Source organism: Hyphomonas pacifica (genome assembly GCF_000682675.1).
In the GTDB taxonomy this organism is placed as follows: Bacteria; Pseudomonadota; Alphaproteobacteria; order Caulobacterales; family Hyphomonadaceae; genus Hyphomonas; species Hyphomonas pacifica.
Map to the genome: position 1 here is coordinate 54,467 of NZ_AWFA01000023.1, position 24,843 is coordinate 79,309.

The window sequence follows — 24,843 nt, forward strand, 5'->3', positions numbered from 1 at the left end:
CGCCAAGCTTAGTGTTTACTCAGGCTTTCCTTGCGAACCGCTTCGAACTCGTTGCCAGGATACCATGTCGGCCATTCGTCGGATTGAGCGATTTGCAGACCCACTTCGTAAAAGGCCTGGATGTCTTCCTTGAAGCCTTCCAGATCCCAATCATCAGAATACTCGTCCATCGGCTTGTGATAGCGCTCTGCGGTGTAGACGGCTGCTGCCGCCTTGCCCGCAGCAATGCCGCCATCCCGCTTGTCTTCGCCGCCATCGGCGTAAAGCATTGGCACGCCTTTCTTGGCGAAAGAGACGTGGTCAGAGCGGTAAAAGTAGCCTGCTTCTGGCTTGGAGTCAGGCTTGATGACCCGATCCTGCTTTGCCAGTACATCCTTCAGCATATCTTCAAGTTCTGAGGCGCCATAGCCGATGACGACCATGTCTTTTGTGCGCCCGATCGGCAGCGCGCCATCCATATTGATACCGGCGACAATCTTGTTCAAAGGCACGGTCGGGTTTTCGGCGAAATAGGCCGATCCTAGAAGGCCGGATTCTTCTAGTGTCACGGCAGCAAAGATAGCGGAACGGTCCAAGTCTTGCGCGGCCATGGCTTCTGCGATCTCAAGAAGCGCGGCAGTGCCGGTTGCATTGTCCACGGCACCGTTGAAAATTTGGTCCGCGTAGAAGTCTTCGCCTGGGGCGCCGGTTTTCTGTTCCGGCTTTTTGCCCAGATGATCCCAGTGCGCCGTGTACATCATATACTCGTCCGGAGTGGTTTTGCCAGGCAGCGTGCCAATCACATTCCGACTTTCTAATTGCTCAATGGTCTGTGTGATTTCACCCTTCGCTTTTATGCCTTCGAGAGACACAGGCTTGAAGCCGGGCGTCTTTGCGGCCTCTTTCATCTCTTCCAGGTCCAGTCCGGCGGAGGAGAACAGCTTTTCCGCTGCGTCGCGCGTGATCCAGCCTTCAAGCGTTGCACGGTCTTCGCCGCCATTAGAGCGGACCAGATCAGATTGTGCACCAGACCATGAGCCTGTCACCACATCCCATCCGTAGGCTGCCGGTTCAGTTTCGTGTATGATGATGGCTGCTGCGGCGCCCTGGCGTGCGGCTTCCTCGAATTTATATGTCCAGCGGCCATAATACGTCATAGCCTTGCCTTTGAAGAGGTCCGTGTCGCCCGTAGCAAAGCCCGGATCATTCACCAGGATGATGACGGTCTTGCCGGTCAGTTCCTGATCTCCATAATCATTCCAGTCATATTCCGGTGCGACAGCGCCGTAGCCGACAAACACAACATCCGTCGGATCAAAGGATACATGATCTGTATTCTGACGTTTCGTCCAGAAAACCGCATCCTTCTTGGCTTCCATGGGCATCTCGGTGCCATCCCCAGCGATGAAGGTCAGGCTGGAGGCCGACAGGTCCACGGTCTGGTTGATCATTTTTACGGTCTGGAAAAAGGTGCCATCTTCTCCGCCTGGCTGCAGGCCAACGCGTTGCATCTCGGCTGCAACCCAGTCTGCGGCCGCTTCGCCGGTTTCTGTACCTGGCCCGCGGCCTTCAAACGTATCATCGGCCAGCGTCTTGATGCGGACCGCGAGGTCTTCAGAGGTAATATCCGCCGTCGTATCTGTCGGCAGGGGCATCAGAAGAGCGGTCTCTTCCGCGGCTTCCGCTTCTGTTTTTGGCTCCGGGGCTTCGGTTTTTTCGGCGCCACAGGCAGCCAGAACGATCAGGGATGCTGAAATCAGATATTTCTTCATAACGAGTCGCTTTCGGGATAAAATTCAATTTGCCCATGGTGTGGCACGGGCACCTGAAGACGGCAAGTTGGAGGGCTCTCTAGCTGCGCTCTGAGAGTAGCATCATTTGCCAGGTAGAGGAATCCACGCGTTTTCATCGCCTGGCACATCTGGGAAGCGGGCATTGCCACCAGCCTGCAATGCCTCGCTCCAGTCAGTCTTGGCCTGATCTATCTTTTCCTGACTGCTCGAGACCAGATTCCATTCGATCCTTTTCTTTCCAGGCAGCTTTGCGCCGCCACATATTACGCCTGTAGTGCCAGCGCCGAGTTTGATGGGAACGTCCACTCCGTCTTCAAGGATTAGCATAACGCCCGCATCCACAAACTCTCCTGCAACGTCGGCCGAACCCGAGACGAGATAGAGCGCGCGTTCCTCTGCTAGGTGAGAGGATAGGGTGAGTTCAGCTCCACCCTCGCTCTCCAGGGCAACGTAGAGAATGGGGGAGGGGAATCTCACGGGGGATGCTTTCCCCCAGGCCTCGCCAGCCAGGACTCGTATGTGCGCGCCTGCGATCTCGATTTCCGGAAGACTGTCTGCGGCGTGATGCTCAAAGGATGGTGCGCAGTCTTCGTCTTCATCCGGCAGGGCAACCCAGGTTTGCAGGCCATGCAGCCTTTGGCCCTGCGCGCGCAACTCGTCCGGCGTATGCTCAGAATGGACAATGCCATGGCCAGCCGTCATCCAGTTCATGGCGCCAGGCCGGATCACGAGATCTGATCCAAGAGAATCCTGATGGCGTATGGCGCCCTCGAACAGGTAAGTAACAGTCGACAGGCCGATATGGGGATGAGGGTTCACATCAAAAGCCTCACCTGGCGCATATTCCACGGGGCCAAAATGGTCGAAAAAGACGAAAGGGCCGACAGTCCGATGCGCATGGAAGGGCAGAACACGACGAACCCTGAAGCCACCGCCGAGATCCCGGGTGCGGGGTTCAATTATGCGCGTGATGGGTGATGACATTGGAAGTCTCCCTTGGACGGATAGATTTCATCGCCAAATTGGTAGCTATGGCACGAGATCTTTAAAACCATGACCAAAACAGTCATGAACTGGATCGAATCTGCAAGCGACCATACCTTTATACTGCGGCATCCAAGTTGGAGGAGCACGTTTTGGCTGAGACGCCGCCCATGGTTCGTAACAGACGTTTTGCCCGTACGGCGCGGAGCAGTTCGCTTGGCTTTGGAGTCCTGATCTTATGCTATCTCGCATTTCTCCTGTCAGGCTGTGCCAGTCCCGTGACACAAGCCAGGTTAAGTCCCATGACGCCGCCTGAACCCGCCTTTCTGCCGGAAGACAGCACCTTCGTCTCTTTCGATGGCGCGCATCTTGGTCTGACAGTCTGGCCTGCTGAGGGGACGGCTCAGCCTGAGCATGTCGTGATTGGCCTTCATGGCATGAATGATTATGCCAATGCTTTCCATATGGCGGCGCCATATTGGGCCGGGCAGGGCGTGACGACCTATGCCTATGATCAGAGAGGCTTTGGTAGATCTCCTAAGCGCGGCCTCTGGCCTGAGGAAGAGGTCATGCGGCAAGATCTTCGCACGGCGGCGGCTCTGGCGCGCAAGGCGCATCCAGATGCAACGATCACAGTGGTTGGCATATCCATGGGGGGCTCTGTGGCGATATCTGCCTTTGGGTCTGACAATCCACCAGATGCAGACAGGCTGATCGCATCTGGCCCCGGTTTGCGGGGGTGGGGCGCGATGAATTTCCTCTACAGGGCCAGCTTGTGGGCCTCAACGCATACGAGACCAGGTTGGATTGTGCGGCCTCCGGAGCGTTTCGTGCGCATCGAACCGTCAGACAATATCGAGATGTTGCGCCGAACATGGGAAGACTCGCTAATGCTGCGGGATAACCGGATCGATCAGGTCTATGGGCTGGTCTCCTTGATGGAGACGGCGCATCAGCGCGTTGCGAGTTTGTCACCCAACCTGCCTGTGCTGCTGTCTTATGGCGCCAATGACTATGTTGTGCCGCCCAAAGGCGTGAAACGGACCGCGAAAGAACTGCCGGATCATGTCAGGACAGTTTATTACGAAAATGGCTATCACATGCTGACTCGGGATTTGCAGGCAGAGACAGTGCATGCCGATTATCTGGCTTTCATGGTCAATCCGGCTGGCGATCTACCCAGCCATGCGCCTGAATGGCCGTTTCGCTAGCAGTTTCCACAGCGCTTTACCTCTTGCGGTGACAGATGCGTGGACAAATATACTTCATTCTGCCACTCCTGCCCGGTAGAGATTCCCGCTATAGATGAGCAAGGCCCGATTCATGACGACTTCCTATCAGACAGCTCTTAACCTGGTTCCCATGGTTGTGGAGCAGACGAGCCGTGGCGAGCGGGCATTCGATATCTTTTCCCGCCTATTGAAAGAGCGCATCATTTTCGTCACCGGCGGGATTGATGACAGCATGGCAGCGCTGATCACATCCCAGCTTCTGTTCCTCGAATCAGAGAATCCGAAAAAAGACATCGCGATGTATATCAACAGCCCGGGCGGTTATGTTTCCTCCGGTCTCGCGATCTATGACACAATGCAGTACATCCGTTGCCCAATTTCGACCGTATGCATCGGTCAAGCTGCTTCCATGGGATCGCTTCTTCTGGCTGCAGGTCAAAAAGGCATGCGCATCGCGCTTCCGAATGCGCGCGTCATGCTGCATCAGCCCTCTGGCGGCTATCAGGGAGTTGCGACCGATATTGAGCGCCACGCCGAGGAAATCATTGATCTTAAGCGCCGTCTCAACAACATCTACGTCCGCCACACCGGCCAGGAATATGATGTAATTGAGCGCAAGCTGGATCGGGACACCTTCTTGACGGCTGAAGAAGCCCAGGAATTCGGCATTGTGGACAAGGTTTTTGAGCGCCGGACAGCCGAGGATGACAAATAGGGTACACCCCTTGCGCAAAAACGGCCTGCCTCTTGCAGTGCAGGCTCAGAAACTTATTGTCTTGTTAGTAAACGGGTGGGACGTCTTTAAAGACGAAATTAAGGCTTACCCGGCATTGAGGACGGCATGACCAAACAAAACGGCTCAGGCGATTCCAAGAACACGCTTTATTGCTCCTTCTGTGGAAAAAGCCAGCATGAAGTGAAAAAACTAATTGCCGGCCCGACGGTGTTCATCTGCGATGAATGCGTAGAACTTTGCATGGATATCATTCGCGAAGAGAACAAGACCTCCATGGTCCGGTCTCGCGAAGGGGTCCCCACACCGCAGGAGATCTGCGATGTCCTGGACGATTATGTCATCGGCCAGGTTCATGCGAAGCGGATTCTTTCTGTTGCCGTTCATAACCATTACAAGCGTCTGTCCCATGCGGGGAAAACGGACGGTGTTGAGCTGTCAAAGTCCAACATCCTGCTCGTTGGCCCTACGGGTTGCGGAAAGACACTTCTGGCGCAAACGCTTGCCCGTATTCTCGACGTACCCTTCACCATGGCAGATGCCACGACTCTGACCGAAGCCGGTTATGTCGGTGAAGACGTCGAAAACATTGTTCTGAAGCTGCTTCAGGCCGCCGACTATAATGTCGAGCGTGCGCAGCGCGGCATCGTCTATATCGACGAGATCGACAAGATTTCCCGCAAGTCCGATAATCCGTCCATCACGCGAGATGTCTCGGGTGAGGGCGTGCAGCAGGCGCTTCTGAAAATCATGGAAGGCACTGTCGCAGCTGTGCCTCCGCAAGGTGGCCGCAAGCATCCGCAGCAGGAGTTCCTGCAGGTCGACACAACCAACATTCTCTTCATCTGTGGCGGTGCCTTTGCCGGACTCGACAAGATCATTTCGTCCCGCGGTGAGAGCGCATCTATCGGCTTTGGTGCCTCCATCAAGGATTCCGAAGATCGTGGCGTGGGTGAAATCCTGCGCAATACGGAGCCGGAAGACCTTCAGCGTTTCGGCCTTATCCCGGAATTTATCGGTCGTCTGCCTGTGATCGCAACCCTGGAAGATCTGGATGAGAAAGCCCTCATCAAGATTCTGACCGAACCGAAGAATGCTTTGCTCAAGCAGTACCAGCGTCTCTTCGACATGGAGAATGTCGAACTGAACTTCACCCCTGAGGCTCTGACGGCTGTTGCCCGCCGCGCTATCAAGCGGAAGACAGGCGCACGGGGTCTGCGGTCCATCATGGAGGGCATTTTGCTCGACACGATGTTCGAACTGCCAAATCTGCGCGGTGTCGAGGAAGTCGTCATCAATGGCGAAGTTGTCGAGGGTAATGCGGAGCCGCTCTACGTGCACGCCAAGAAGAGCCAGCCGGAAGCGGGCTGATCCGCTAACCTGGCCTTTCCAATCAAAAAACGCCCCGGCCAAAATTGGTTCGGGGCGTTTTTGTTTCCGCTAGAACGCCATTGGTGGCGAAACTATTCACGTTTGCAGCACCGCCAAAGACGCGTCAGTTCTGGATAAAGAAGAGGCCGGTATCCTTCGATACCGGCCTCTACAAGGATTAAGGGAGAGAGATAAGGCCCCTAGACCTTGTAGTACATGTCGAATTCCACCGGGTGCGGGTGGAGTTCATAGCGCATGTTCTCTTCCATTTTCAGTTCGATATATGCATCGATCTGGTCGTCATCGAACACGCCGCCCTTGGTAAGGAACTTACGGTCTGCGTCGAGCGCTGCAAGCGCTTCTCGCAGTGAACCGCAAACTTGCGGGATCGATTTCGCCTCTTCAGGCGGCAGATCGTACAGGTCTTTGTCCATCGCGTCGCCCGGATGGATCTTGTTCTCGATGCCATCGAGGCCAGCCATCAGCAGAGCTGCGAAGGCGAGATACGGGTTGGCGGTCGGGTCCGGGAAGCGCGTTTCGATACGCTTTGCTTTCGGGTTGGAGCCGAAAGGAATACGGATCGACGCGGAGCGGTTGCGGGCAGAGTAGGCCAGCATGACCGGGGCTTCATAGCCCGGAACCAGGCGCTTGTAGCTATTCGTTGACGGGTTTGTCAGGGCGTTCAGGGCACGTGCGTGCTTGATGATCCCGCCGATATAGAACAGACATTGCTCGGACAGGCCGGCATACTGATCGCCAGCGAAAAGCGGCTTGCCGCCAGACCAGATGGACTGGTGAACGTGCATACCAGAGCCGTTGTCGGCAAACATCGGTTTTGGCATGAAGGTCGCCGTTTTGCCGTAGGATGCGGCCACATTGTGGATCACATATTTATATAGCTGCAGGCGGTCCGCCATCGTGGTGAGCGTGGAGAATTTCAAGCCAAGCTCATGCTGGGCAGGTGCCACTTCGTGGTGATGCTTCTCCGGCTCCAGGCCAATATCGGCCATAACGGACAGCATTTCAGAGCGCATGTCCTGTTCGGAATCGACCGGCGGTACAGGGAAATAGCCGCCTTTAGGGCCAGGGCGGTGCCCCATATTGCCCATTGGGTATTCCTTGCCCGTATTCACTGGCAGCTCGGTTGAATCGAAGCTGTAGCCGGTCTTATGCGGATCGGTGGACCAGCGTACATCGTCAAAGACAAAGAACTCGGCTTCCGGTCCAAAGAACACCGTGTCACCCACACCGCTGGACTTCACATAGGCTTCTGCCTTTTTCGCCGTGGTGCGCGGGTCGCGATTGTAGGCCTGGCCAGAAATCGGGTCCAGGATATCGCACATCACTGCCAGCGTGGTTTGCTGGAAGAATGGGTCGATCATGGCTGTGCTGGTGTCCGGCATCAAGAGCATGTCGGACTCATTGATGGCTTTCCAGCCAGCAACAGAGGAGCCATCAAACATTTGGCCCTCGGTGAAGAAGTCATCTTCAACCATGTCCTTGTGGAAAGACACGTGTTGCATCTTGCCACGTGGATCGGTGAAGCGGAGATCGACGTATTGTACGTCTTCGTCTTTCATCAGCTTCAGTAGGTTCTCAGCCATTGGAATTTGCCCTCCAGTAAAAATCAGAATTCATGGGTAACCTTGTTACAGTACGTCGTAGCTTAAAGAGCCGCGTCGCCTGTCTCGCCGGTGCGGATTCTCACCGCATCAGTGATATCAGAAATGAAGATCTTGCCATCGCCAATCTTGTCCGTGTGTGCTGCTTTTTTGATCGCCTCTACGGCCCCCTCGACAGCCGTGTCCGCAAGGACGATTTCGATCTTCAGCTTAGGCAGGAAATCAACGACATATTCGGCGCCGCGATAAAGCTCGGTATGGCCCCGCTGACGACCGAAACCTTTAGCTTCGATCACAGTCATGCCTTGCAGACCGATCTCTTGCAGGGCTTCCTTAACATCATCCAGTTTGAACGGTTTGATGATTGCCTCGATTTTTTTCATGGCCCTTGTCTCCCAGCCGTTGAAGTCACGTATAAGCCAAGCGGTATGCGTCTTCTGGCGCTGAGGCGAGAGCGATATGGGTTCTTATAGGCAGGCGACGGACTGCTGGTTAGATTTTGGACTTTGCTGCACGATATTTGTGCGTCGCAATGCTTGGTGTGTCATGTGAACAGCCGCGCGTGGGTTACTTTTGAGGGTGCGACTGCGGTCCTTTGCAGTATATACAACACAACTCAAAGGTTTCCGGTCTATGGTCTTTATTCTTTTTAGCGGCACGTACCCGCCCCAAAGAATCCCGTCCAGGTCCTGGCAGTGCGTGCATCCTATATGTGCGTGCATCCCGAGAACGCCTAGACCATTTCGGTCGGAGGCATGACCAACTTCAAGCCACCCAGAGGTTCAGTGAATGATCTTTCTTGTCCGCCATGGAGAAGCCGCCGCAGCCTGGGGCAACCACCCCAATCCGGGATTGAGTGATCTTGGGCACAAACAGGCCGAAGCCGTAGCAGATCAGTTAAAGGCTCTTGGGGCTACACAGGCAATCACCAGTCCCATGCAACGCTGTCGGGAAACGGCCCTGCCTTTTGAGCGCATTATGGGTGTCACGGCCCCTGTTGTGCGCGAAGTCTCGGAGATTGCGACACCGCATAATGTAACTGACCGTGTTGCGTGGCTGAAGCGCTATATGGCTGGCACATGGGCCGCTGAAGGCAGCGAGCATTTGCCTTGGCGTCAGCATATGATGGCACGTCTACAAAAGATTGAAGATGGGACTGTCGTCTTCTCTCATTTTGTCGCGATCAATGCGATTGTAAGTGCGATCGAAAATGCTGAAGAGACAATTGTCTTCCGGCCTGGCCACTGCTCCATTACTCAATTGGTGCGCGAAGACGGGCTGCTGAAAGTGAAGGAATTGGGCAGCGAATACGCAACCCGCGTGCTATGAGATCTCCGCATGGGCAGACCTATACTCACACCGCAGGAAATGCGTGACGCCGAGCAAGCCTTGTTCTCGGGCGGCCTCGATAGTTTTGAACTCATGCAGCGGGCCGGAAACGCCGTTGCCGAATTTCTTCATGCCAACTGGCCGGAAGGCCGCATTCAGGTCTTGTGCGGACCCGGCGGCAATGGTGGGGATGGTTTCGTTGCCGCCAGCCAACTCGCAAAGCTGTGGCGCGATGTCGATGTCTTTTGTCTTGTTCCACGCGACGAGCTGAAAGGCGATGCCGCCAAGGCGGCAGTCCTGTGGGAAAAGGATATCAAGCCGCTACAGGACGCGCTTGAGGCGCCTCATGATATTGTTCTGGATGCGCTGTTTGGTGGCGGTCTATCTCGTCCGCTAGAGGGGACTGCGGCGGCATTGGCGCAACGCGGGGGCAGAGTCGTTTCTATTGATGTTCCCTCAGGGATAGATGGCTTCACGGCCAAGCCGCTTGGGCCATGCTTCCGCGCTGAAGGCACTATCACCTTCGCGGCTTTAAGGCCCGCGCACGTCTTACTGCCAGCTGCTGCGTATTGCGGCGGTGTGTTTGTTGCAGACATAGGCGTGCCAGTGAAATCTGGTCTTCTGGAGAACAGTCCACTTCTCTGGGGCCAGAGGCTGCCGCAACCAGGTCAAAGCACGCACAAGCATCAGCGCGGCCACCTTGCCGTGGTCAGCGGTCCTGCACATGCAACAGGCGCGGCCAGGCTGGCTGCCCAGGCTGGATTGAGAGCAGGGGCCGGCCTCGTGACGGTGCTGTCGCCTCCGGATGCGATTCAGGTGAATGCAAGCCACCTAACGGCGATCATGCTGAAGGAGTTTTCAAAGCGCGAAGATGTCTGCGACGCGCTGGAAACGGTCTCGGTTGCGATTCTCGGTCCTGCGGCGGGCGTCAGCTCCACAACACGCGAGAATGTCGAGTGCCTGCTCGGGTCTGAGACCAAAGCCGTCCTGGATGCCGATGCGCTGACCGTCTTCGGCGACGACAAGGAGGCCCTGCACAAGCTGCTGCGCCCGTCCGACCTGATTACGCCTCATATTGGTGAGTTCGCACGCATCTTCGGAGACCTTCTGGAGACATCCAGCAACAAGGTGGAGGCGACTCGCAAAGCCGCTGAGATTGCGGGCTGTGTCGTTTTGCTGAAGGGGCCGGATACCGTCATTGCCGCCCCGGATGGGACAGCCATCGTGAATACTCATGCCACTCGCTGGCTCGCAACGGCAGGGTCTGGGGATGTTCTGGCGGGAATCGCTGGTGGTATGATTGCGCAAGGCGTCGATGCCTTTACGGCGGCGGCAATGGCGAGCTGGCTGCATGGTGAAGCAGGCCTCCGGGTCGGGGCTGGTCTGATTTCAGAAGACCTTGAAAAGCAATTGCCGGATATCTTGAGCGCTTTGCACGGTGAAAAACGCTGATTTGGCAGTCTGTCGCAGCTTTCTTGTTGATGCCTTGAAAACGCTCGCGTAGGAACTCGTCACAAGCGGATGTGGCGGAATTGGTAGACGCACTGGATTTAGGTTCCAGCGCCGCAAGGCGTGGAGGTTCGAGTCCTCTCATCCGCACCAAAAAGGCATGGGAATCCGGCTCGGCCATTCGGGGCGGATCTCTATGCTGTAAAACAGGCCGAGTCCTGCGTGGACAGGGGCTTTCGGCTATGACATAAGCCGCCCCTTCAGACAGGATTCACAGGGCGCCCGCGCGCAGATTTTGCGCCCGTGACCCAATAAAACGGATGATTGAACCGATGGAAGTTACCCAGACCAAGGCAGAAGGTCTCAGCCGTACGTTCGCCGTCAAAGTGCCGGCATCGGAACTGAAGGCAAAGCTGGATGAGCGGATCGAGGAAATCCGCCCGCAAATGAAGCTGAAAGGCTTCCGTCCTGGCAAGGTGCCTGCCTCTCATGTGCGCAAGATGTTTGGCAAAGACCTGATGGGCGAGCTGATCAACAAATTGGTGGACGAAACCAACCAGAAAGCGCTGGAAGAGAACGAACTGCGCCCGGCTGGCCAGCCGGATGTCCATATGGACGGCGACATTGAGCAGGTTGTGACGGGCGATGCTGATCTGTCCTATCACATGCATGTCGATGTGATGCCGGAATTCGAACCGGCTGACGTCTCCAAGCTGAAAGTGACGCGCCCGGTTGCTGAAGTGTCTGAAGAGCAGATCCAGGAAGCTCTCGGCCGCATTGCTGAGCAGAACACTCAGTTCGAGCCGCGCGGCAAAACCGCGAAAGCCAAGGACGGCGATGCTGTCGTGATGGATTTCGTCGGCAAGATTGATGGTGAAGCCTTTGAAGGTGGGTCGGCCGAGCAGCAGACCCTCGTGCTTGGCTCTGGCCGCTTCATCCCGGGCTTCGAAGAGCAGCTCGTAGGCGTGAAGACCGGCGAAGAAAAAGAAATCACCGTCACCTTCCCGGAAGAGTACCCGGCTGAAAACCTCGCCGGCAAGGAAGCGACCTTCGAGGTGAAAGTCCATGAAGTGCGTGCGCCAAAGACTCCGGAAGTCGATGATGAGTTCGCTAAAGGTCTCGGCCTTGAGAGCCTTGAACAGCTGACCGGTCTTGTGAAAGATCAGCTGCAGGGCGAGCATGACTCCGCTTCCCGCGCCAAGGCCAAACGTGACCTGCTCGACAAGCTGGACGAAGCCCACGATTTTGACCTGCCGCCGAACATGGTGGAACAGGAGTTCAATCAGATCTGGCAGCAGCTGCAGGCTGAAATGGATGCAGGCCGTACCGCTGAAGAAGACAAGGGCAAGTCCGAGGACGAACTTAAGGAAGAGTACCACAAGATTGCAGAGCGTCGTGTGCGTCTCGGTCTGGTGCTCGCAGAAATCGGCCGTGTGAATGATGTCCGTATCTCTGAGCAGGAAGTGAACCAGGCTCTGATCCGCGAAGCGCGCCAGTATCCTGGCCAGGAACAACAGGTTGTACAGTTCTTCCAGCAGAATCCGGGCGCAATGGCTCAGCTGCGCGCACCGATCTATGAAGACAAGGTCGTGGACCACATTCTCGGCGTTGCTGAAGTGTCTGACGAGACGGTCTCTCGGGAAGACCTCTTCAAGGAAGATGAAGAATAAGTCTCCACAGGAAAATCTGATTAAAGAAAGCCGGTCCGCAGTGACCGGCTTTTTTGATGCCGCAAACCCGAATAGGTAAACTGCATATTAACCGCACACCGCGAAATTGCAGGGAATCATTAAGCAAAGGCATCAGAAGATGAGCGTTCAAAGTATACGCCCGCAACTGACCGAAGACGACATTCACCGCCTGATGAAGGGGGATACGCCAGAACAGCGTGCTTCCGTGGCGCACAGGCTGTGCCGCCGCATTGCCCTGGATGTGCTGACGGATGAAGAGCGGGCTTATGCGCAGGAAATCATGGGGATTTTGGCAGAAGATGCCGCTGATCTCGTGCGCCGTACCTTGTCTGTCACACTACGCAATTCGCCCATTCTGCCGCGCGAGATTGCATTCAAGCTGGCCCAGGATATTGAGGCGGTCGCGATTCCGGTGCTGCAGGATTCGCCTGTCTTTACCGATGAAGACCTTATTGAACTGGCGCTCTCGGTCACGGCTGCAAAGCAGGTGGCCATTGCCTCACGTGATTCCCTCTCGCTTACGCTGACGGAAGTGTTGTCGGAGCATGGCACTCTGGAAGCCGTCCGCGCACTCTCTGCCAATGAAGGGGCGGATTGGAGTGACAAGGCATATGATGACACCATGCGGCGCTACGGAACGGATGAGGGTGTGCAGCGCGGTCTGATCAGCCGCGAATACATCCCGACACATATCGCCGAGAAGATGGTCAGCCTCGTCTCCGGGCAATTGTTCGACATGCTGGTAAACCGCCATGAACTGCCAGCGCAGCTTGCGATTGATTTGGCGTCCGGGGCGCGGGAGCGGGCAACGATTGATCTGGTCGAGCAGGCAGGCCGCTCCCATGATTTGCCGCGCTTTGTGACGCAGCTGAACCTCAACGGCCGCCTGACGCACTCGCTGATCATGCGCGCCTTGTGTTGTGGCCAGATGCCCTTCGTTGAACATGCACTGGCTGAGCTTTCAGGCGTAGGCCATCAGCGTGTCTGGCTGATGATCCATGACGCCGGGCCATTGGGCCTGCAGGCTGTGTTTGATCGTGCTGGCATGCCGCGCAAGATGCTGCCGGCCTTCCGCGCTGCCGTGAATGTGTTCCATGAGACCAGCCATGATGGCGGACCGAATGACCGCGCCCGCTTCCGGGCTCGCATGATCGAGCGTGTGTTGACCCAGTTCCAGGCCATCCCGCGCGAAGACCTCGAATACCTGCTGGAAAAGCTGGATTACTATTCCGAAATGGCCGCCATGGAAGAAAGCGGCAGCGACACGTCTTTCGGCGTTGCTTAGGAATCTGTGCGAAGTTTCGAGCCCGCATGAATGCCGATGCGGTTCAGGAATTCACCGTCACGCCAATTCGCATTTTCTGCGATTACGAGCATCCCTGAGGCGGATGCGGCTTCGCAGATGTCCATCAATTTCTCATTCATTTCCAGATCGCGCGCATCAACGCGCAAACTGTCGATCAGCAGGCGCAGGCCTTCGCCAATTGGCGTCTGCCAGGATTTACGCATGTCGACGGACACGCGGAAACCATGGCGGCGCAGATGGGCTACATGACGCACGACATCATTCGGGCAGCCGGCAAAAGCGGCATCTTCAAATTCCAGGCAAATTTCCTGCTGGCAGAGTGTCGTCCGGCGAATCGTGGCATCGCAGGCGATAGCCGTATTCGCGTGAGAGAGGGCCGCCATAGGCGAGGGCACAATGATGGGCCGCATGCGCTGGTCCATCTGGTGCGCGGCGCTGGCAACTTCGGAGAGTCTGTCTGAAAGCCATCTGGCCGGATCTGTAGCTTTGCTCGCGGTGCTCATCGGGCCGAAAGATGCGGACTCTTCAAAAGTCTGTGACATCTCGCAAACAGCACCGAACGAATCCCCGTCAAGCAGATGCATGACCGGGTGGAAGCGGAATTGGACCTTCTGTCCAGTGTGGGCGACAACTCTTGTTTGTAGCAATTCCCGCATCACTCTTCCCGTCTTTCTGACCGTGCCTATTGCTTTACCTAACGGAGAGGACTGAAGATCACGCGGACAAATCCATTTGGATTTTGAATAAATTTGAACAAATGGGGGAGGACACAATGAATAAAGAAACTGCCCAGCCAAAACTCTCTGCGACCGTATTGATCGTGCGTGATGGCGAGACTGTGCCGGAAGTGCTGATGGTAAAGCGCCACTATCAGATAGATTTTGCGGCCGGCGCACTCGTTTTTCCGGGCGGCAAAGCCACGGCGGAAGATTCCAGTGAGGGGTGGGATCCCTATACCGATGGGGATTTCGGTCCCGTGCAACAGGATGCGCGCATTGCTGCTGTCAGGGAGGCCTATGAGGAGTCAGGCCTGCTGCTGGCGCGGCCCCGGCAGAAGCGGGGCACAGACATGCCGCTTGTCGGGCCGGATGTGGCGGAGAAGCTGGACCCATTTCGGGCTGCCGTGGACAGGGGTGAGCAAAGTTTCCTTGAATTGATCCGTGAACATGATCTTGTGCTCGCGCTCGACAGCCTCGTTTATTTCGGACACTGGATTACGCCGGACTTGATGCCCAAACGCTTCGATACGCATTTCTATATCGCGCCTGCGCCACCGGATCAGATCGCTGCCCATGACGGGCGGGAGACTACAGACTCTGTCTGGATCACGGCCCAAGGCGCGCTGGATTCCGAAGAGGCTGGCGAGTCGGTCATCATATTCCCGACACGGATGAATTTAAAGAAGCTCGCAAAGGCGACGTCCGTGCACGATGCCGCCAAGCGGTTCGCAGCTGAACCTGTTGTCACGGTGCTGCCGCGTCAGGACAAGACCGAAAACGGCGAAGCCTGCCTCGTCATTCCGGAAGAGGCAGGTTACGGTCAGACAATTGAGTTGCTCTCACGCGTAAACGTGTAACGCGCGCTAAAGAATGAATTTGGAAAGATCTGCGTTGCCGGCCAGGCTGGCGACGCGTTCATCCACATAGTCTGCCGTGATCGTGATGGTCTCTCCAGTCTTGTCCGGGGCATCAAAACTGATTTCATCAAGCAGGCGCTCAAGCACCGTCTGTAGGCGCCGCGCGCCGATATTTTCGACGGAGCTGTTCACCGCTTCAGCCAGATCAGCCAGGCGATCAATTGCGGCGTCCTCAAATTCCAGTGTGACATTCTCTGCAGCCATAAGCGCTTGGTACTGACGGATCAGACTGGCTTCCGGTTCGACAAGAATGCGTCGCAGATCATCGCGCGTCAGGGCTTCCAGTTCCACGCGAATGGGCAGGCGTCCCTGAAGTTCCGGCAAAAGGTCTGACGGCTTGGATACATGAAAGGCGCCTGACGCGATGAAAAGGATGTGGTCTGTCTTGACCGCGCCGCGCTTGGTGGAAACGGTTGTGCCTTCGATCAAAGGCAGCAGGTCCCGCTGAACGCCTTCACGGCTGACATCGGCCCCGCCACGTTCCTTGCGCGCGGCGACTTTGTCGATCTCATCCAGGAAGACGATGCCATCTTCTTCAACGGCTGCCACGGCTTCGCGCACAATGGCGTCTTCATCCAGCAGGCGATCGGCCTCTTCTTCGGTCAGGGGCTCATAGGCTTCGCGGACAGTCGTCCGTACACGCTTTGTGCGTCCACCCATGGCCTTGCCCAGCATGTCTGACAGATTGATCATGCCCATGGAGCCGCCCTGGCCGGGAATATCCATCATCTGCATCGGGTTGTTTGTTTCCGCGACATCCAGATCTACCGGCTTGTCGTCCAATTCGCCCGCACGCAGTTTGCGGCGGAAGACTTCGCGGGTGGAAGACTGCGCGTCCTCGCCAACCAGGGCATCCAGAAGGCGCTCTTCAGCGGCGTCCTGCGCCTGTTGGCTGACGCCCGCGCGCTTTTGCTCGCGCACCATGCCAATGGCGGCTTCGACAAGATCGCGAATGATCTGTTCGACGTCCCGGCCAACATAGCCGACTTCGGTGAACTTGGTCGCTTCCACTTTCAGGAAGGGAGCATTGGCCAAGCGGGCAAGGCGGCGCGAAACTTCTGTCTTGCCGACGCCCGTGGGACCAATCATCAGGATGTTCTTGGGTGTGATCTCTGCTCGGATGTTGTCGGGCGCTTGTTTCCGGCGCCAGCGATTGCGCAGGGCAATGGCAACGGCGCGCTTGGCGCCTGTCTGGCCAACGATATGGCGGTCGAGTTCTGCGACAATCTCGCGAGGGGTAAGGTCTTTCATATATCTTTCCGAAAGCGTGTCAGAGGAGCGGGTGGAGTAGGGCGGTCTGGGCCCCTCAAAGCTCCAGCGATTCAAGTGTGAAGTGGGCATTGGTATAGACGCAGATATCTGCAGCAATCTGCATCGCCTTGCGTCCGATCACTTCGGAATCCTCTTCGTATTCATACAGGCCACGCGCTGCGGCGAGCGCGTAGTTTCCGCCAGAGCCGACGGCCACGACATTGTGCTCAGGCTCAAGTACATCCCCCGCACCGGTAATCACTAGCGTGGACTCCTTGTCGGCCACGATCAGCAGGGCTTCAAGTTTCTGGAGGTATTTCTCTGTCCGCCAGTCCTTGGCCAGTTCCACAGCAGCGCGCTGCAGCTGGCCGGGGTGGCGTTCCAGCTTGGCCTCCAGCCGTTCAAACAGGGTGAAGGCATCTGCCGTCGCCCCGGCAAAGCCTGCAAGAATGTCACCTCCGGCAATCCGGCGGACCTTGCGGGCATTGCCCTTCATGATGGTCTGTCCCATCGACACCTGGCCATCGCTCAGCATGACCAATTTGTTGCCCTTGCGCACGGCCAGAATGGTTGTGCCGTGCCAAATGGCGTCACTGTTCTTGTCGTTCATCATGGGCTTTGATGTGGAGGATCAGGGGGCGGTGTGCAAGTCAGCACCTGTTGTCTGCAAGCAAACAAGGATATGTCACATTATTGTAGCTTTGCCCGGCTATGTGGGCGCCACTGGAAGGGGTTCCTCCTTAATGTTGCAACAGCTCGGCCAATTACCGATGGGGTGGCTGCTGACCGCATTGCTACTCTTCGTGATGACGGCCGGGTTTTCTATTGGCCGCATCCGGGCTGAGCGCTATTCGCTGTCTTCCTCGGGGAAATTTCATTCGCGGCCCAATTATCATGGCTATTACGTCGCCATGTGGGGACTGGCACCTGCGCTGATTCTGGCGCTGGCATACCTGTTGCTCGCTGAACCTATCGCCAGAGAACTGTTGACCAGGGAATTGCCGGCAGCCTTTCACAAACTGCCCAAGGCAGAGTTGGTCTCCTATCTTGATGCTGTCTCCGCCGTGTCTGCCCATCGAACTTATGATGGATCAGATCGTGTCTTCACGGCTGTGACGCATCGCTATCTGGAACTGTCCGGTAGTCTCAAGATCACCACGCTGGCGACGATCCTGCTCAGCGCGGTGCTGGGCGTCATGTTTGCGCGCTCGCATGTCTCACCGGATTTCCGCGCGCGGCAACAGGTCGAATCGGGGGCGGAGCTGTTCCTGTTCCTCTGCGCAGCGATTGCCATTGCGACGACGGTCGGTATCGTTGCCTCGCTGTTCTATGAGAGCATTCGGTTCTTCTCCCAAGTGCCGGTGACGGACTTCCTGTTCGGCACGCGCTGGAATGCCCAGACAAATGCCGAGTTCGGGGCTGTTCCGCTATTCTTCGGCACATTCATGATCGCGCTGATCGCGATGTTTGTTGCTGCGCCTGTAGGCCTGTTCGCCGCGATCTACCTTTCCGAATATGCCTCCAGGAAAACCCGGTCTTATGTGAAGCCTTTGCTGGAGGTCCTGGCGGGTATCCCGACCGTTGTGTACGGTTTCTTTGCCTTGCTGGTTGTTGCCCCCGGGGTGCGAAGTATCGCTCTGTGGATCAATGCAACGCTGATCGATATCGGGCTGGCAAATGGTCCCGTACTCGCCGCCCAGCCGACCAGTGCGCTCGCCGCAGGTCTCGTTATGGGAATCATGGTGATCCCCTTTGTCTCGTCCCTGTCGGATGATGTGATCAATGCCGTGCCGCAAACCTTGCGGGACGCGGCTTTTGCCATGGGGGCCACCAAGTCCGAAACAATCAAACAGGTCATCCTGCCCGCCGCGCTGCCGGGCATTGTCGCTTCCTTGTTGTTGGCAGTTTCGCGGGCGATTGGAGAGACCATGATCGTTGTCATGGCGGCTGGCCAGCGCGCTCGGATATCGCTTGATCCTTCAACCGATCTCACCACCATCACGGTGCAGATTGTCGCCCTGTTGACCGGGGAAACAGAATTCGACAGCCCGAAGACCTTGTCTGCTTTCGCGCTAGGTCTCGTCCTGTTCCTGGTAACGCTTTGCTTCAACCTGATCGCCCTGCGTGTCGTTCAGCGCTATCGGGAGAAATATGAGTAAGATGCCTGACTCCTCACTTATCACTCCCAAGGCGCTGAAGCATCTCAAGAAGCGCCGCGCGGCGGATGCCCGTTTCCGGCTCTATGGGATTGCCGCAATCGTCTTTGCCTTGTCCGCATTGACCCTGCTGGTCATCGCCATAGGCACGCGTGCCTATTCGGCCACGACGCAATATGTTTTTCAGGCCGAGATAATGCTGGACGCCGATCTCGTCGCACCGGAAGGCGAAACGAGCGAGGCAGAGATCACCCGCAACATTGAAGGTTTCTACACGCTCGTCCGTGACAAGCTCTTCGCTGAGTTTCCCGAGGCCAGCCAGTCACAAGCCGCTCGGCAGGATCTGAGCGAGCTTGTGAACCGTCTGGCGGTGCTGTCTTTGGCCAGGCGCGTTGCGGATAATCCCTCGCTGATTGGCAAATCACTTGAGGTCCGGGTGCCGCTGTCCGATGATCTGGACCTCTACCTCAAAGGAGGCTCTCCGAAAGATGTGACCGTCCGGGTCGGCTCTGCCGGAACGATTGAGACAGATGTCGAGGGAAAGGCACGTATCAGCAGCACCTCTGGTCTCAGTAAAGTCACAAGCACACGCAGTTTGCTGGAGGAGGGGAAGGCAATGGGGTCTGTCCTGCTCGCGGGCGGCAAGGCGGTTGCCCGTATAGATTCCCTGTCGCCGGATGCGGCAGAGCTGACCCTGCTGACGGGTACGTTTGAACAACTGGCAAATGCACCTCTGGTGGCGCACATCATTCCGCTGCCTGAAGCCGAGCGCCCGATCTCTGACCAGCAGATTGCCTGGGCCATCGCCCTAAAACAGGCTGGTAATGCCCGCCAGGTGCTACATACCAGCCTCGTCACCCACACAGACAGCACCTATCCGGAACTCGCCGGTACGCTGGCCGCGATTGTCGGCTCTCTGCTGACCATGATGGTCACAGCCTGTGTGGCCATTCCCATGGGCATCTTCGCAGCGGTTTATCTGGAAGAATTTGCACCGCGCAACCGGCTGACCAATCTGATTGAAGTGAACATCAACAATTTGGCGGCAGTGCCGTCGATTGTGTTTGGTCTTCTTGGTGCCTCTTTGCTGCTAGGCACCTTCGCGCTGCCGAGGTCAGCACCGATTGTGGGCGGGCTCGTACTGGCTTTGCTGATCCTGCCAGTGGTGATCATTGCCTCGCGCGCTTCGCTGCGCTCTGTGCCGCCCTCCATTCGAAGTGGTGCACTGGCTGTTGGGGCCTCGCGCATGCAGGCCGTGTTTCACCATGTCTTGCCGCTGGCGGCGCCCGGCATGTTTACAGGGGCCATTCTGGGCATGGCGCGGGCTTTGGGAGAGACGGCGCCGCTATTGCTGATCGGTATGGTGGCTTTTGTGGCGGAAGTACCAAATTCTGCTACAGACGAGGCCACAGCGCTTCCAGTGCTGATTTATAGCTGGGCATCGAACGCCGAAAGAGCGTGGGAGCCCATGACAGCTGCAGCCATTGTCATATTGCTGTCGCTTCTTGTTATCATGAATGTCGTTGTTGTGTTCCTGCGCCGCAGGTTCGAACGGAGATGGTGATGGATACGGTCGGACCGGCAAAAGCAGACCTGGCGCTGACCGGGGAGGGCGCTGACAAGACGCAGGCGCTGACCTATCCGCGTATAGATTGCCGAAATGTCAGTGTCTATTATGATGACAAACAAGCTGTTTTTGATGTGTCGCTTGCGATTCACGATCGTGCGGTGACGGCTCTGATCGGGCCATCCGGGTGCGGGAAGTCGACCTTTTTGCGCTGCCTCAACCGCATGAATGACACGATTGAGGGAGCGAAAGTCACAGGTGACATTTTCATGGAGGGCGAGAACATCAACTCGCCGGATGTGGACCCTGTTCTGCTACGCTCGCGCGTCGGCATGGTGTTCCAGAAGCCGAACCCGTTCCCGAAAAGCATTTACGACAATATCGCCTACGGTCCGCGCATCCATGGCATGGTCGACAGTCGGGAAGACCTCGACGCCGTTGTCGAGAAAAGCCTGCGCCGCGCGGGCCTCTGGGAAGAGGTGAAGGATCGCCTGAGCCAGCCAGGCACCAGCCTGTCAGGTGGTCAGCAACAGCGTCTTTGCATCGCTCGCGCCATTGCCGTTCGCCCTGAAGTCATTCTGATGGATGAGCCATGCTCGGCTCTGGACCCCATTGCGACAGCACGCATCGAGGAACTGATCGACGAGTTGCGCAAGCGCTACTGCATTGTCATCGTGACCCACTCCATGCAACAGGCAGCCCGCGTGTCGCAACGCACGGCCTTTTTCCATCTTGGTAATCTCGTGGAGATGGGAGACACCGACCAAATATTCACCAATCCTCGCGAACGCCGCACCGAGGATTACATTACTGGCCGTTTCGGCTGACAGGTTTCACATGTCAGAACATATTGTTTCTGCCTTCACAGACGAACTTGAAAAGATCGCAGCAGATTTGATGCGTATGGGCGGGATCGTGGAAACCATGATCCTCGACTCTTGCACCGCTGTGGATAGGAATAATCATGACATGGCGCGTGACGTGATCACGCGCGATCCGGAAGTGGATCGCCTGGAAGAAGAGGTCGAGCGTCAGATCGTCAGCCTGATTGCGCGGCGCCAACCCATGGCGCACGATTTGCGGTCTGTCTTCTCTGCGCTCAAGACCGCAGGTGAACTGGAACGGATCGGTGATCTCTCAAAGAATATCGGCAAGCGTACGCTGATGCTGGATGAGTCCGTGCCCGTCGCCATGCGTCATGGCGTGGCCCGCATGGCGCGCCCGGTTTCGCTGCAGCTGCACATGGTTCTAGATGCCTATGCGACCGGCAATGCCGAGGCCGCAAAGACGGTCTGGGAAAGCGATGATGACATCGACCAGCACTACAATTCCCTGTTCCGGGAAATGTTGACCTACATGATCGAAGACCCGCGCACGATCAGTGCCGGTGCGCACATGCTGTTCATGGCTAAAAACCTTGAACGCATTGGTGACCACTGTACGAACATCGCAGAATTCATTTACTTTCAGATCACTGGCGAATATCTCATTCCGCATGAGCGCCCGAAAACACCCAATACGGGTATCTGAAAAGGTCTAGTTGAGAGGATCTGACATGAAGCCCTATGTGCTCATCGCCGAAGACGAGAGCGCCGTCTCAGAACTGCTGTTCTATAACCTCAAGAAGGAGGATTATGAGGTGGCAATCGCTGCAGATGGTGAAGAAGCCCTGCTGATGATCGAGGAGCGGGCACCGGACCTGCTGCTGCTGGATTGGATGCTGCCTAAGATCAGCGGCATCGAAGTCTGTCGCCGGGTGCGCAGCGGCGGAACAAACCCTAATCTGCCGATCATCATGCTGACGGCGCGCGGAGAGGAAAGCGACCGTATCCGCGGTCTGGATACCGGCGCAGATGATTATGTCACCAAGCCGTTTTCCACGACAGAGCTGATGGCGCGCGTGCGTGCCGTGCTGCGCCGCATTCGGCCAGGGCTCAAGGATGACCGCATTGTTGTTGGCGACATCGAGATCGACCGCGTGGCGCACAAGGTGATCCGCAACACTGTCGAAATTCACCTCGGCCCGACGGAATTCCGTCTGCTGGACTATTTCATGCAGCACCCGGGCCGCGTTTTCTCACGCGAGCAATTGCTGGATACCGTCTGGGGATCTGACGTCTATGTCGAGGCGCGGACTGTGGACGTGCATGTCGGCCGTCTTCGCAAGGCCCTTCGCCAGGAAGGCGGGGACGATCCGATCCGGACCGTCCGCTCCGCCGGGTATGCGCTGCGCGCTGACTAGAACAGTTCAGTCAGGAAGCTCTTGAGGCTTTCCATGCTGCGCCGGTCTGCATCGGCATCATAGACTGTGCCCATGTCAGGATTGTTGGCGCCCTTGGTCGTGAAGGCGTGCTGGCACTGGCCGTGGACATGCATCTGCCAGTCGGCGCCAGCGTCACCCATTTCCTTGGTGATGGCCATAACATCTTCCGGCGTGGCCATCGGGTCTAGCCAACCATGTTCCATCAGCACTTTGGCGGTGATCTTCGGGGACGGGATGTTGTCAGCAGGGCTGAACAGGCCGTGGAATGAGGCAACGCCGGCAACGTCCATATTTGCGCGCGCCATGTCCAGCACGCAGAGGCCGCCAAAGCAGAAGCCGATCGCTGCGGCGTTCTTCGGGTCAACGCCCACTTGCTGCTTTGCTGCGGCAAGGCCGCCGGCAAGGCGCTTCTGCAATTCCGCGCGGTTTTCGACCAGCGGGTTCATGAGTGCCTGGTTTTCCTCAACGGTCGTGCCGCGCTTTCCCTTGCCGTAAACGTCCATTGCGAAGGCGGCATAGCCGAGTTCATTTGCAACGCGCTCAGCCTTTTCAATCTCATTGTCACCAAGGCCGCCCCAAGCATGGGCAATCACCACGACAGGGGCAACATCCTTGCCCTTGGGACGAAGGTAATAGCCTTCATAGGTCTTGCCATCGACGGTGTAATCAACTGCGCTCATGGATATATCCTCCTGATGTGTCTCTAACAGATACAGGGCATTCGTCCCCCAGTTTCAAGGGAGATCTCGATTAGTATGCAGATTCTAGACTTTCTTCTTATTTTCAGGGGTGCTGAGATATCTTTGAAGGAGCCCTCTCATGGCAAAGAACAAGAAAGAAAAGACGAAGGCCCGCAAAAAGGCTGAACGCGTCGGGAAGGCCATTGAAGCAAATACGGCTGATATGGCTCACAAGATCTGGCTTGCTGGCGTAGGCGCCTATGGCAAGGCCTATGACAAGGCGCTGGCGAACGCCAACAAGTTCAACAAACAGTCCTCGGATGTTTTTGATGATCTGGTGAAGCGCGGCGAAGAAATCGAAAACGAAGTGCGCGAGCGTCTGGCTACGAATGAAACCGTCGCAAAGGCTGGTCAATCTGTTGCCAAATATGCCGAGGCCGCACGTGACTTCCAGGCACAGGCACGCGATGAGTTCGAAGCCCGCATGGAACGCATGCGTGATCTTCTGGGTGTCAAGGATCTCGGCAAGAAGGGCAACAAGCTCGCCGCCAAGATCGACAAGCTGGAAGACGAAGTTGCTGAAACCGTTGCCAAGGCACGCGGTAAGGCCAAGGAACGCAACTCTGACCTAAAAGATCGTATCAGCCGTCTGACAGCAGAGATTGAATCTGTCGCCGGAGAAGCCACGGCCGGTTATACCAAGACGACCAAGAAAGCCGCCAAGCGAACAACTAAGGCCGTCAAGGAGGCTATGGCCAAGCCTGAAAAAGCCAAAAAGACGAAGAAGTCAGAAAAGCCTGCTGTCGCCGAGAAGGCTGCGCCTGCAAAACCTGCCGCGGCCAAGGCTACGCCTGCAAAAGCGACGACATCTGATGATCTGACCATGATGACAGGCGTTGGTCCGGCCTTGGCGAAAAAGCTGAATGCCGCCGGTATCACAAGCTTTGCCCAGATCGCGGCCATGACGAAGGCAGAGGCGGAAAAGCTGGATGAAACCATTGCAGCGCGCGGGCGTGTCCTGCGTGACGAATGGGTCAAACAGGCCAAGGTTCTCAAGAACTAGACAGCACTTTGACAGGGCGGCTCAACGGGCCGCCCTTTTTTCAGGAGGTCGCCTTTTCGTAATGCGCGATCATGTGGGTCAGCGTGTCAAAACCGGCCTCGCCCATATAGGGCACGATCAGGCACATCACCTGGAACACGGTTTTATGGATCAGGGTAGGGCCATCATGATGCTCAGAAGACAGACTGTCTCCGGCCAGCCAGAAGGTCAGCGTCATCATGATCTGGTCAACCAGGGCAGCCTTCAGGCGTGGATCCAGGTTCAGGACGGATTCCCGTGTCAGTTCATCCAGAACGCGGTGGATCGTCTTTTTCTCCTCGGCCACCATCGCGCGGAAGCGGACGGCAAGGTCGGGGTAGCGATCCAGCAGCAGGCCGAGGTCGCGATAGAAGAAGCGGAAATCATAGATCTCTTCGAGGATGATGTAGAGATAGACCCAATTGTCCTGAATGGACGTCACCCCGCCGCGGGACCCGCGCAGGATGATCCGCATCTCTTCCTCGAACCGGTCAAAGAGGGCGCGAATGATCGCGTCCTTGCCTTTGAAATGGTAGTATAGGTTACCCGGACTGATGTTCAGCGCATTCGAAATATCGACAGCCGTTTGCTGGGCTTCTCCTTCTTCATTGAAGAGAAGCAGGCTAACGTGAAGGATGCGCTCTCGGGTCTTCATGGGTTGCGAAGTAGTTTGACACGCAATTCTGACTATGGAACGAATTTTATTTCAAAGTTTCATGA

Annotated in this window: 23 protein-coding genes and 1 tRNA gene; 15 read left to right on the top strand and 9 right to left on the bottom strand. The window is 56.6% G+C overall.

The features are described 5' to 3' along the window. Positions 1 to 8: 8 nt before the first annotated feature. Together HY2_RS08570 and HY2_RS08575 are read right to left on the bottom strand one after the other, a co-directional pair. Positions 9 to 1,751 carry a M28 family metallopeptidase gene (locus HY2_RS08570; RefSeq protein WP_034826687.1) on the bottom strand — a complete coding sequence of 581 codons (1,743 nt, stop codon included), beginning with the start codon at positions 1,749 to 1,751 and terminating at the stop codon, positions 9 to 11. Positions 1,752 to 1,853: 102 nt separating this feature from the next. Continuing rightward, the gene (locus HY2_RS08575) at positions 1,854 to 2,756 is read right to left on the bottom strand and encodes a pirin family protein (protein WP_034826689.1); all 903 of its coding nucleotides are present in this window, start codon (positions 2,754 to 2,756) and stop codon (positions 1,854 to 1,856) included. Between the two features lie 302 nt (positions 2,757 to 3,058). On the opposite strand from HY2_RS08575, the gene HY2_RS08580 reads away from it, so the two are divergent. From HY2_RS08580 to clpX, 3 genes are all read left to right on the top strand, one after another. Beyond that, the gene (locus HY2_RS08580; protein ID WP_233346241.1) at positions 3,059 to 3,967 is read left to right on the top strand and encodes an alpha/beta fold hydrolase; all 909 of its coding nucleotides are present in this window, start codon (positions 3,059 to 3,061) and stop codon (positions 3,965 to 3,967) included. Positions 3,968 to 4,079: 112 nt separating this feature from the next. Continuing rightward, on the top strand, positions 4,080 to 4,703 hold the full coding sequence (locus HY2_RS08585) for an ATP-dependent Clp protease proteolytic subunit (protein ID WP_034826691.1): 624 nt from the start codon (positions 4,080 to 4,082) through the stop codon (positions 4,701 to 4,703). A gap of 126 nt (positions 4,704 to 4,829) precedes the next feature. Beyond that, positions 4,830 to 6,092, top strand: a complete 1,263-nt coding sequence (clpX, locus tag HY2_RS08590; RefSeq protein WP_034826693.1) for an ATP-dependent Clp protease ATP-binding subunit ClpX — start codon at positions 4,830 to 4,832, stop codon at positions 6,090 to 6,092. Between the two features lie 200 nt (positions 6,093 to 6,292). Here the strand turns inward: clpX and glnA are convergent, their stop codons facing one another. After that, positions 6,293 to 7,702, bottom strand: coding sequence for a type I glutamate--ammonia ligase (gene glnA / locus HY2_RS08595; protein WP_407066588.1), 1,410 nt, complete (start codon positions 7,700 to 7,702; stop codon positions 6,293 to 6,295). Between the two features lie 56 nt (positions 7,703 to 7,758). Next, positions 7,759 to 8,097: a P-II family nitrogen regulator gene (locus tag HY2_RS08600; RefSeq protein ID WP_034791406.1), complete on the bottom strand. Its 339-nt coding sequence runs from the start codon at positions 8,095 to 8,097 to the stop codon at positions 7,759 to 7,761. 406 nt (positions 8,098 to 8,503) lie between these two features. On the opposite strand from HY2_RS08600, the gene HY2_RS08605 reads away from it, so the two are divergent. The 5 genes from HY2_RS08605 to spbR all read left to right on the top strand — a co-directional run bounded on the left by HY2_RS08605 (position 8,504) and on the right by spbR (position 13,468). Further along, the gene (locus tag HY2_RS08605) at positions 8,504 to 9,043 is read left to right on the top strand and encodes a histidine phosphatase family protein (protein WP_034826697.1); all 540 of its coding nucleotides are present in this window, start codon (positions 8,504 to 8,506) and stop codon (positions 9,041 to 9,043) included. Positions 9,044 to 9,052: 9 nt separating this feature from the next. After that, on the top strand, positions 9,053 to 10,495 hold the full coding sequence (locus HY2_RS08610; protein ID WP_034826699.1) for a bifunctional ADP-dependent NAD(P)H-hydrate dehydratase/NAD(P)H-hydrate epimerase: 1,443 nt from the start codon (positions 9,053 to 9,055) through the stop codon (positions 10,493 to 10,495). 65 nt (positions 10,496 to 10,560) lie between these two features. Then, positions 10,561 to 10,645: transfer RNA gene (locus HY2_RS08615), tRNA-Leu, on the top strand. A 179-nt stretch (positions 10,646 to 10,824) separates the two neighbouring features. After that, positions 10,825 to 12,162, top strand: coding sequence for a trigger factor (gene tig, locus HY2_RS08620; protein WP_034826906.1), 1,338 nt, complete (start codon positions 10,825 to 10,827; stop codon positions 12,160 to 12,162). A 139-nt stretch (positions 12,163 to 12,301) separates the two neighbouring features. Further along, positions 12,302 to 13,468 carry a SpbR family protein gene (gene spbR, locus HY2_RS08625; RefSeq protein WP_034826701.1) on the top strand — a complete coding sequence of 389 codons (1,167 nt, stop codon included), beginning with the start codon at positions 12,302 to 12,304 and terminating at the stop codon, positions 13,466 to 13,468. On the opposite strand, the gene HY2_RS08630 is transcribed toward spbR, so the two are convergent. Further along, on the bottom strand, positions 13,465 to 13,992 hold the full coding sequence (locus HY2_RS08630; RefSeq protein ID WP_241762397.1) for an EAL domain-containing protein: 528 nt from the start codon (positions 13,990 to 13,992) through the stop codon (positions 13,465 to 13,467). The two genes, spbR and HY2_RS08630, sit on opposite strands and share 4 nt — an antisense overlap. A 269-nt stretch (positions 13,993 to 14,261) precedes the next feature. Here HY2_RS08630 and HY2_RS08635 point away from each other — a divergent pair, with 269 nt between their 5' ends. Then, positions 14,262 to 15,065: an NUDIX hydrolase gene (locus HY2_RS08635; RefSeq protein ID WP_034826705.1), complete on the top strand. Its 804-nt coding sequence runs from the start codon at positions 14,262 to 14,264 to the stop codon at positions 15,063 to 15,065. Positions 15,066 to 15,071: 6 nt separating this feature from the next. Here the strand turns inward: HY2_RS08635 and hslU are convergent, their stop codons facing one another. Together hslU and hslV are read right to left on the bottom strand one after the other, a co-directional pair. After that, on the bottom strand, positions 15,072 to 16,376 hold the full coding sequence (hslU, locus tag HY2_RS08640; RefSeq protein ID WP_034826707.1) for an ATP-dependent protease ATPase subunit HslU: 1,305 nt from the start codon (positions 16,374 to 16,376) through the stop codon (positions 15,072 to 15,074). A 55-nt stretch (positions 16,377 to 16,431) separates the two neighbouring features. Further along, positions 16,432 to 16,986: an ATP-dependent protease subunit HslV gene (gene hslV, locus HY2_RS08645; protein ID WP_034826908.1), complete on the bottom strand. Its 555-nt coding sequence runs from the start codon at positions 16,984 to 16,986 to the stop codon at positions 16,432 to 16,434. Between the two features lie 133 nt (positions 16,987 to 17,119). On the opposite strand from hslV, the gene pstC reads away from it, so the two are divergent. The 5 genes from pstC to phoB are packed head-to-tail and all read left to right on the top strand — an operon-like array spanning position 17,120 to position 22,341. Further along, the gene (gene pstC, locus HY2_RS08650) at positions 17,120 to 18,535 is read left to right on the top strand and encodes a phosphate ABC transporter permease subunit PstC (RefSeq protein ID WP_081814987.1); all 1,416 of its coding nucleotides are present in this window, start codon (positions 17,120 to 17,122) and stop codon (positions 18,533 to 18,535) included. Further along, positions 18,528 to 20,096 (top strand): phosphate ABC transporter permease PstA, encoded by a 1,569-nt coding sequence (gene pstA, locus HY2_RS08655; RefSeq protein WP_034826710.1) that lies wholly within the window; start codon positions 18,528 to 18,530, stop codon positions 20,094 to 20,096. The genes pstC and pstA overlap by 8 nt, the downstream gene beginning before the upstream one ends. Beyond that, complete coding sequence (gene pstB, locus HY2_RS08660; protein ID WP_034826711.1) at positions 20,096 to 20,926, top strand: phosphate ABC transporter ATP-binding protein PstB; 831 nt, start codon at positions 20,096 to 20,098, stop codon at positions 20,924 to 20,926. The genes pstA and pstB overlap by 1 nt, the downstream gene beginning before the upstream one ends. A gap of 10 nt (positions 20,927 to 20,936) precedes the next feature. Further along, positions 20,937 to 21,629 carry a phosphate signaling complex protein PhoU gene (phoU, locus tag HY2_RS08665; RefSeq protein WP_034826714.1) on the top strand — a complete coding sequence of 231 codons (693 nt, stop codon included), beginning with the start codon at positions 20,937 to 20,939 and terminating at the stop codon, positions 21,627 to 21,629. Between the two features lie 25 nt (positions 21,630 to 21,654). Then, positions 21,655 to 22,341: a phosphate regulon transcriptional regulator PhoB gene (phoB, locus tag HY2_RS08670; protein WP_034826716.1), complete on the top strand. Its 687-nt coding sequence runs from the start codon at positions 21,655 to 21,657 to the stop codon at positions 22,339 to 22,341. Here phoB and HY2_RS08675 read toward each other — a convergent pair. Further along, entirely contained in the window at positions 22,338 to 23,042 is a 705-nt protein-coding gene (locus HY2_RS08675; RefSeq protein WP_034826718.1) for a dienelactone hydrolase family protein, read from the bottom strand. The genes phoB and HY2_RS08675 overlap by 4 nt on opposite strands. A 139-nt stretch (positions 23,043 to 23,181) precedes the next feature. Here HY2_RS08675 and HY2_RS17600 point away from each other — a divergent pair, with 139 nt between their 5' ends. After that, on the top strand, positions 23,182 to 24,105 hold the full coding sequence (locus HY2_RS17600) for a phasin family protein (protein ID WP_051594861.1): 924 nt from the start codon (positions 23,182 to 23,184) through the stop codon (positions 24,103 to 24,105). Positions 24,106 to 24,145: 40 nt separating this feature from the next. Here the strand turns inward: HY2_RS17600 and HY2_RS08685 are convergent, their stop codons facing one another. Further along, positions 24,146 to 24,778 (bottom strand): TetR/AcrR family transcriptional regulator, encoded by a 633-nt coding sequence (locus HY2_RS08685; RefSeq protein WP_051594862.1) that lies wholly within the window; start codon positions 24,776 to 24,778, stop codon positions 24,146 to 24,148. Positions 24,779 to 24,843: the final 65 nt, after the last annotated feature.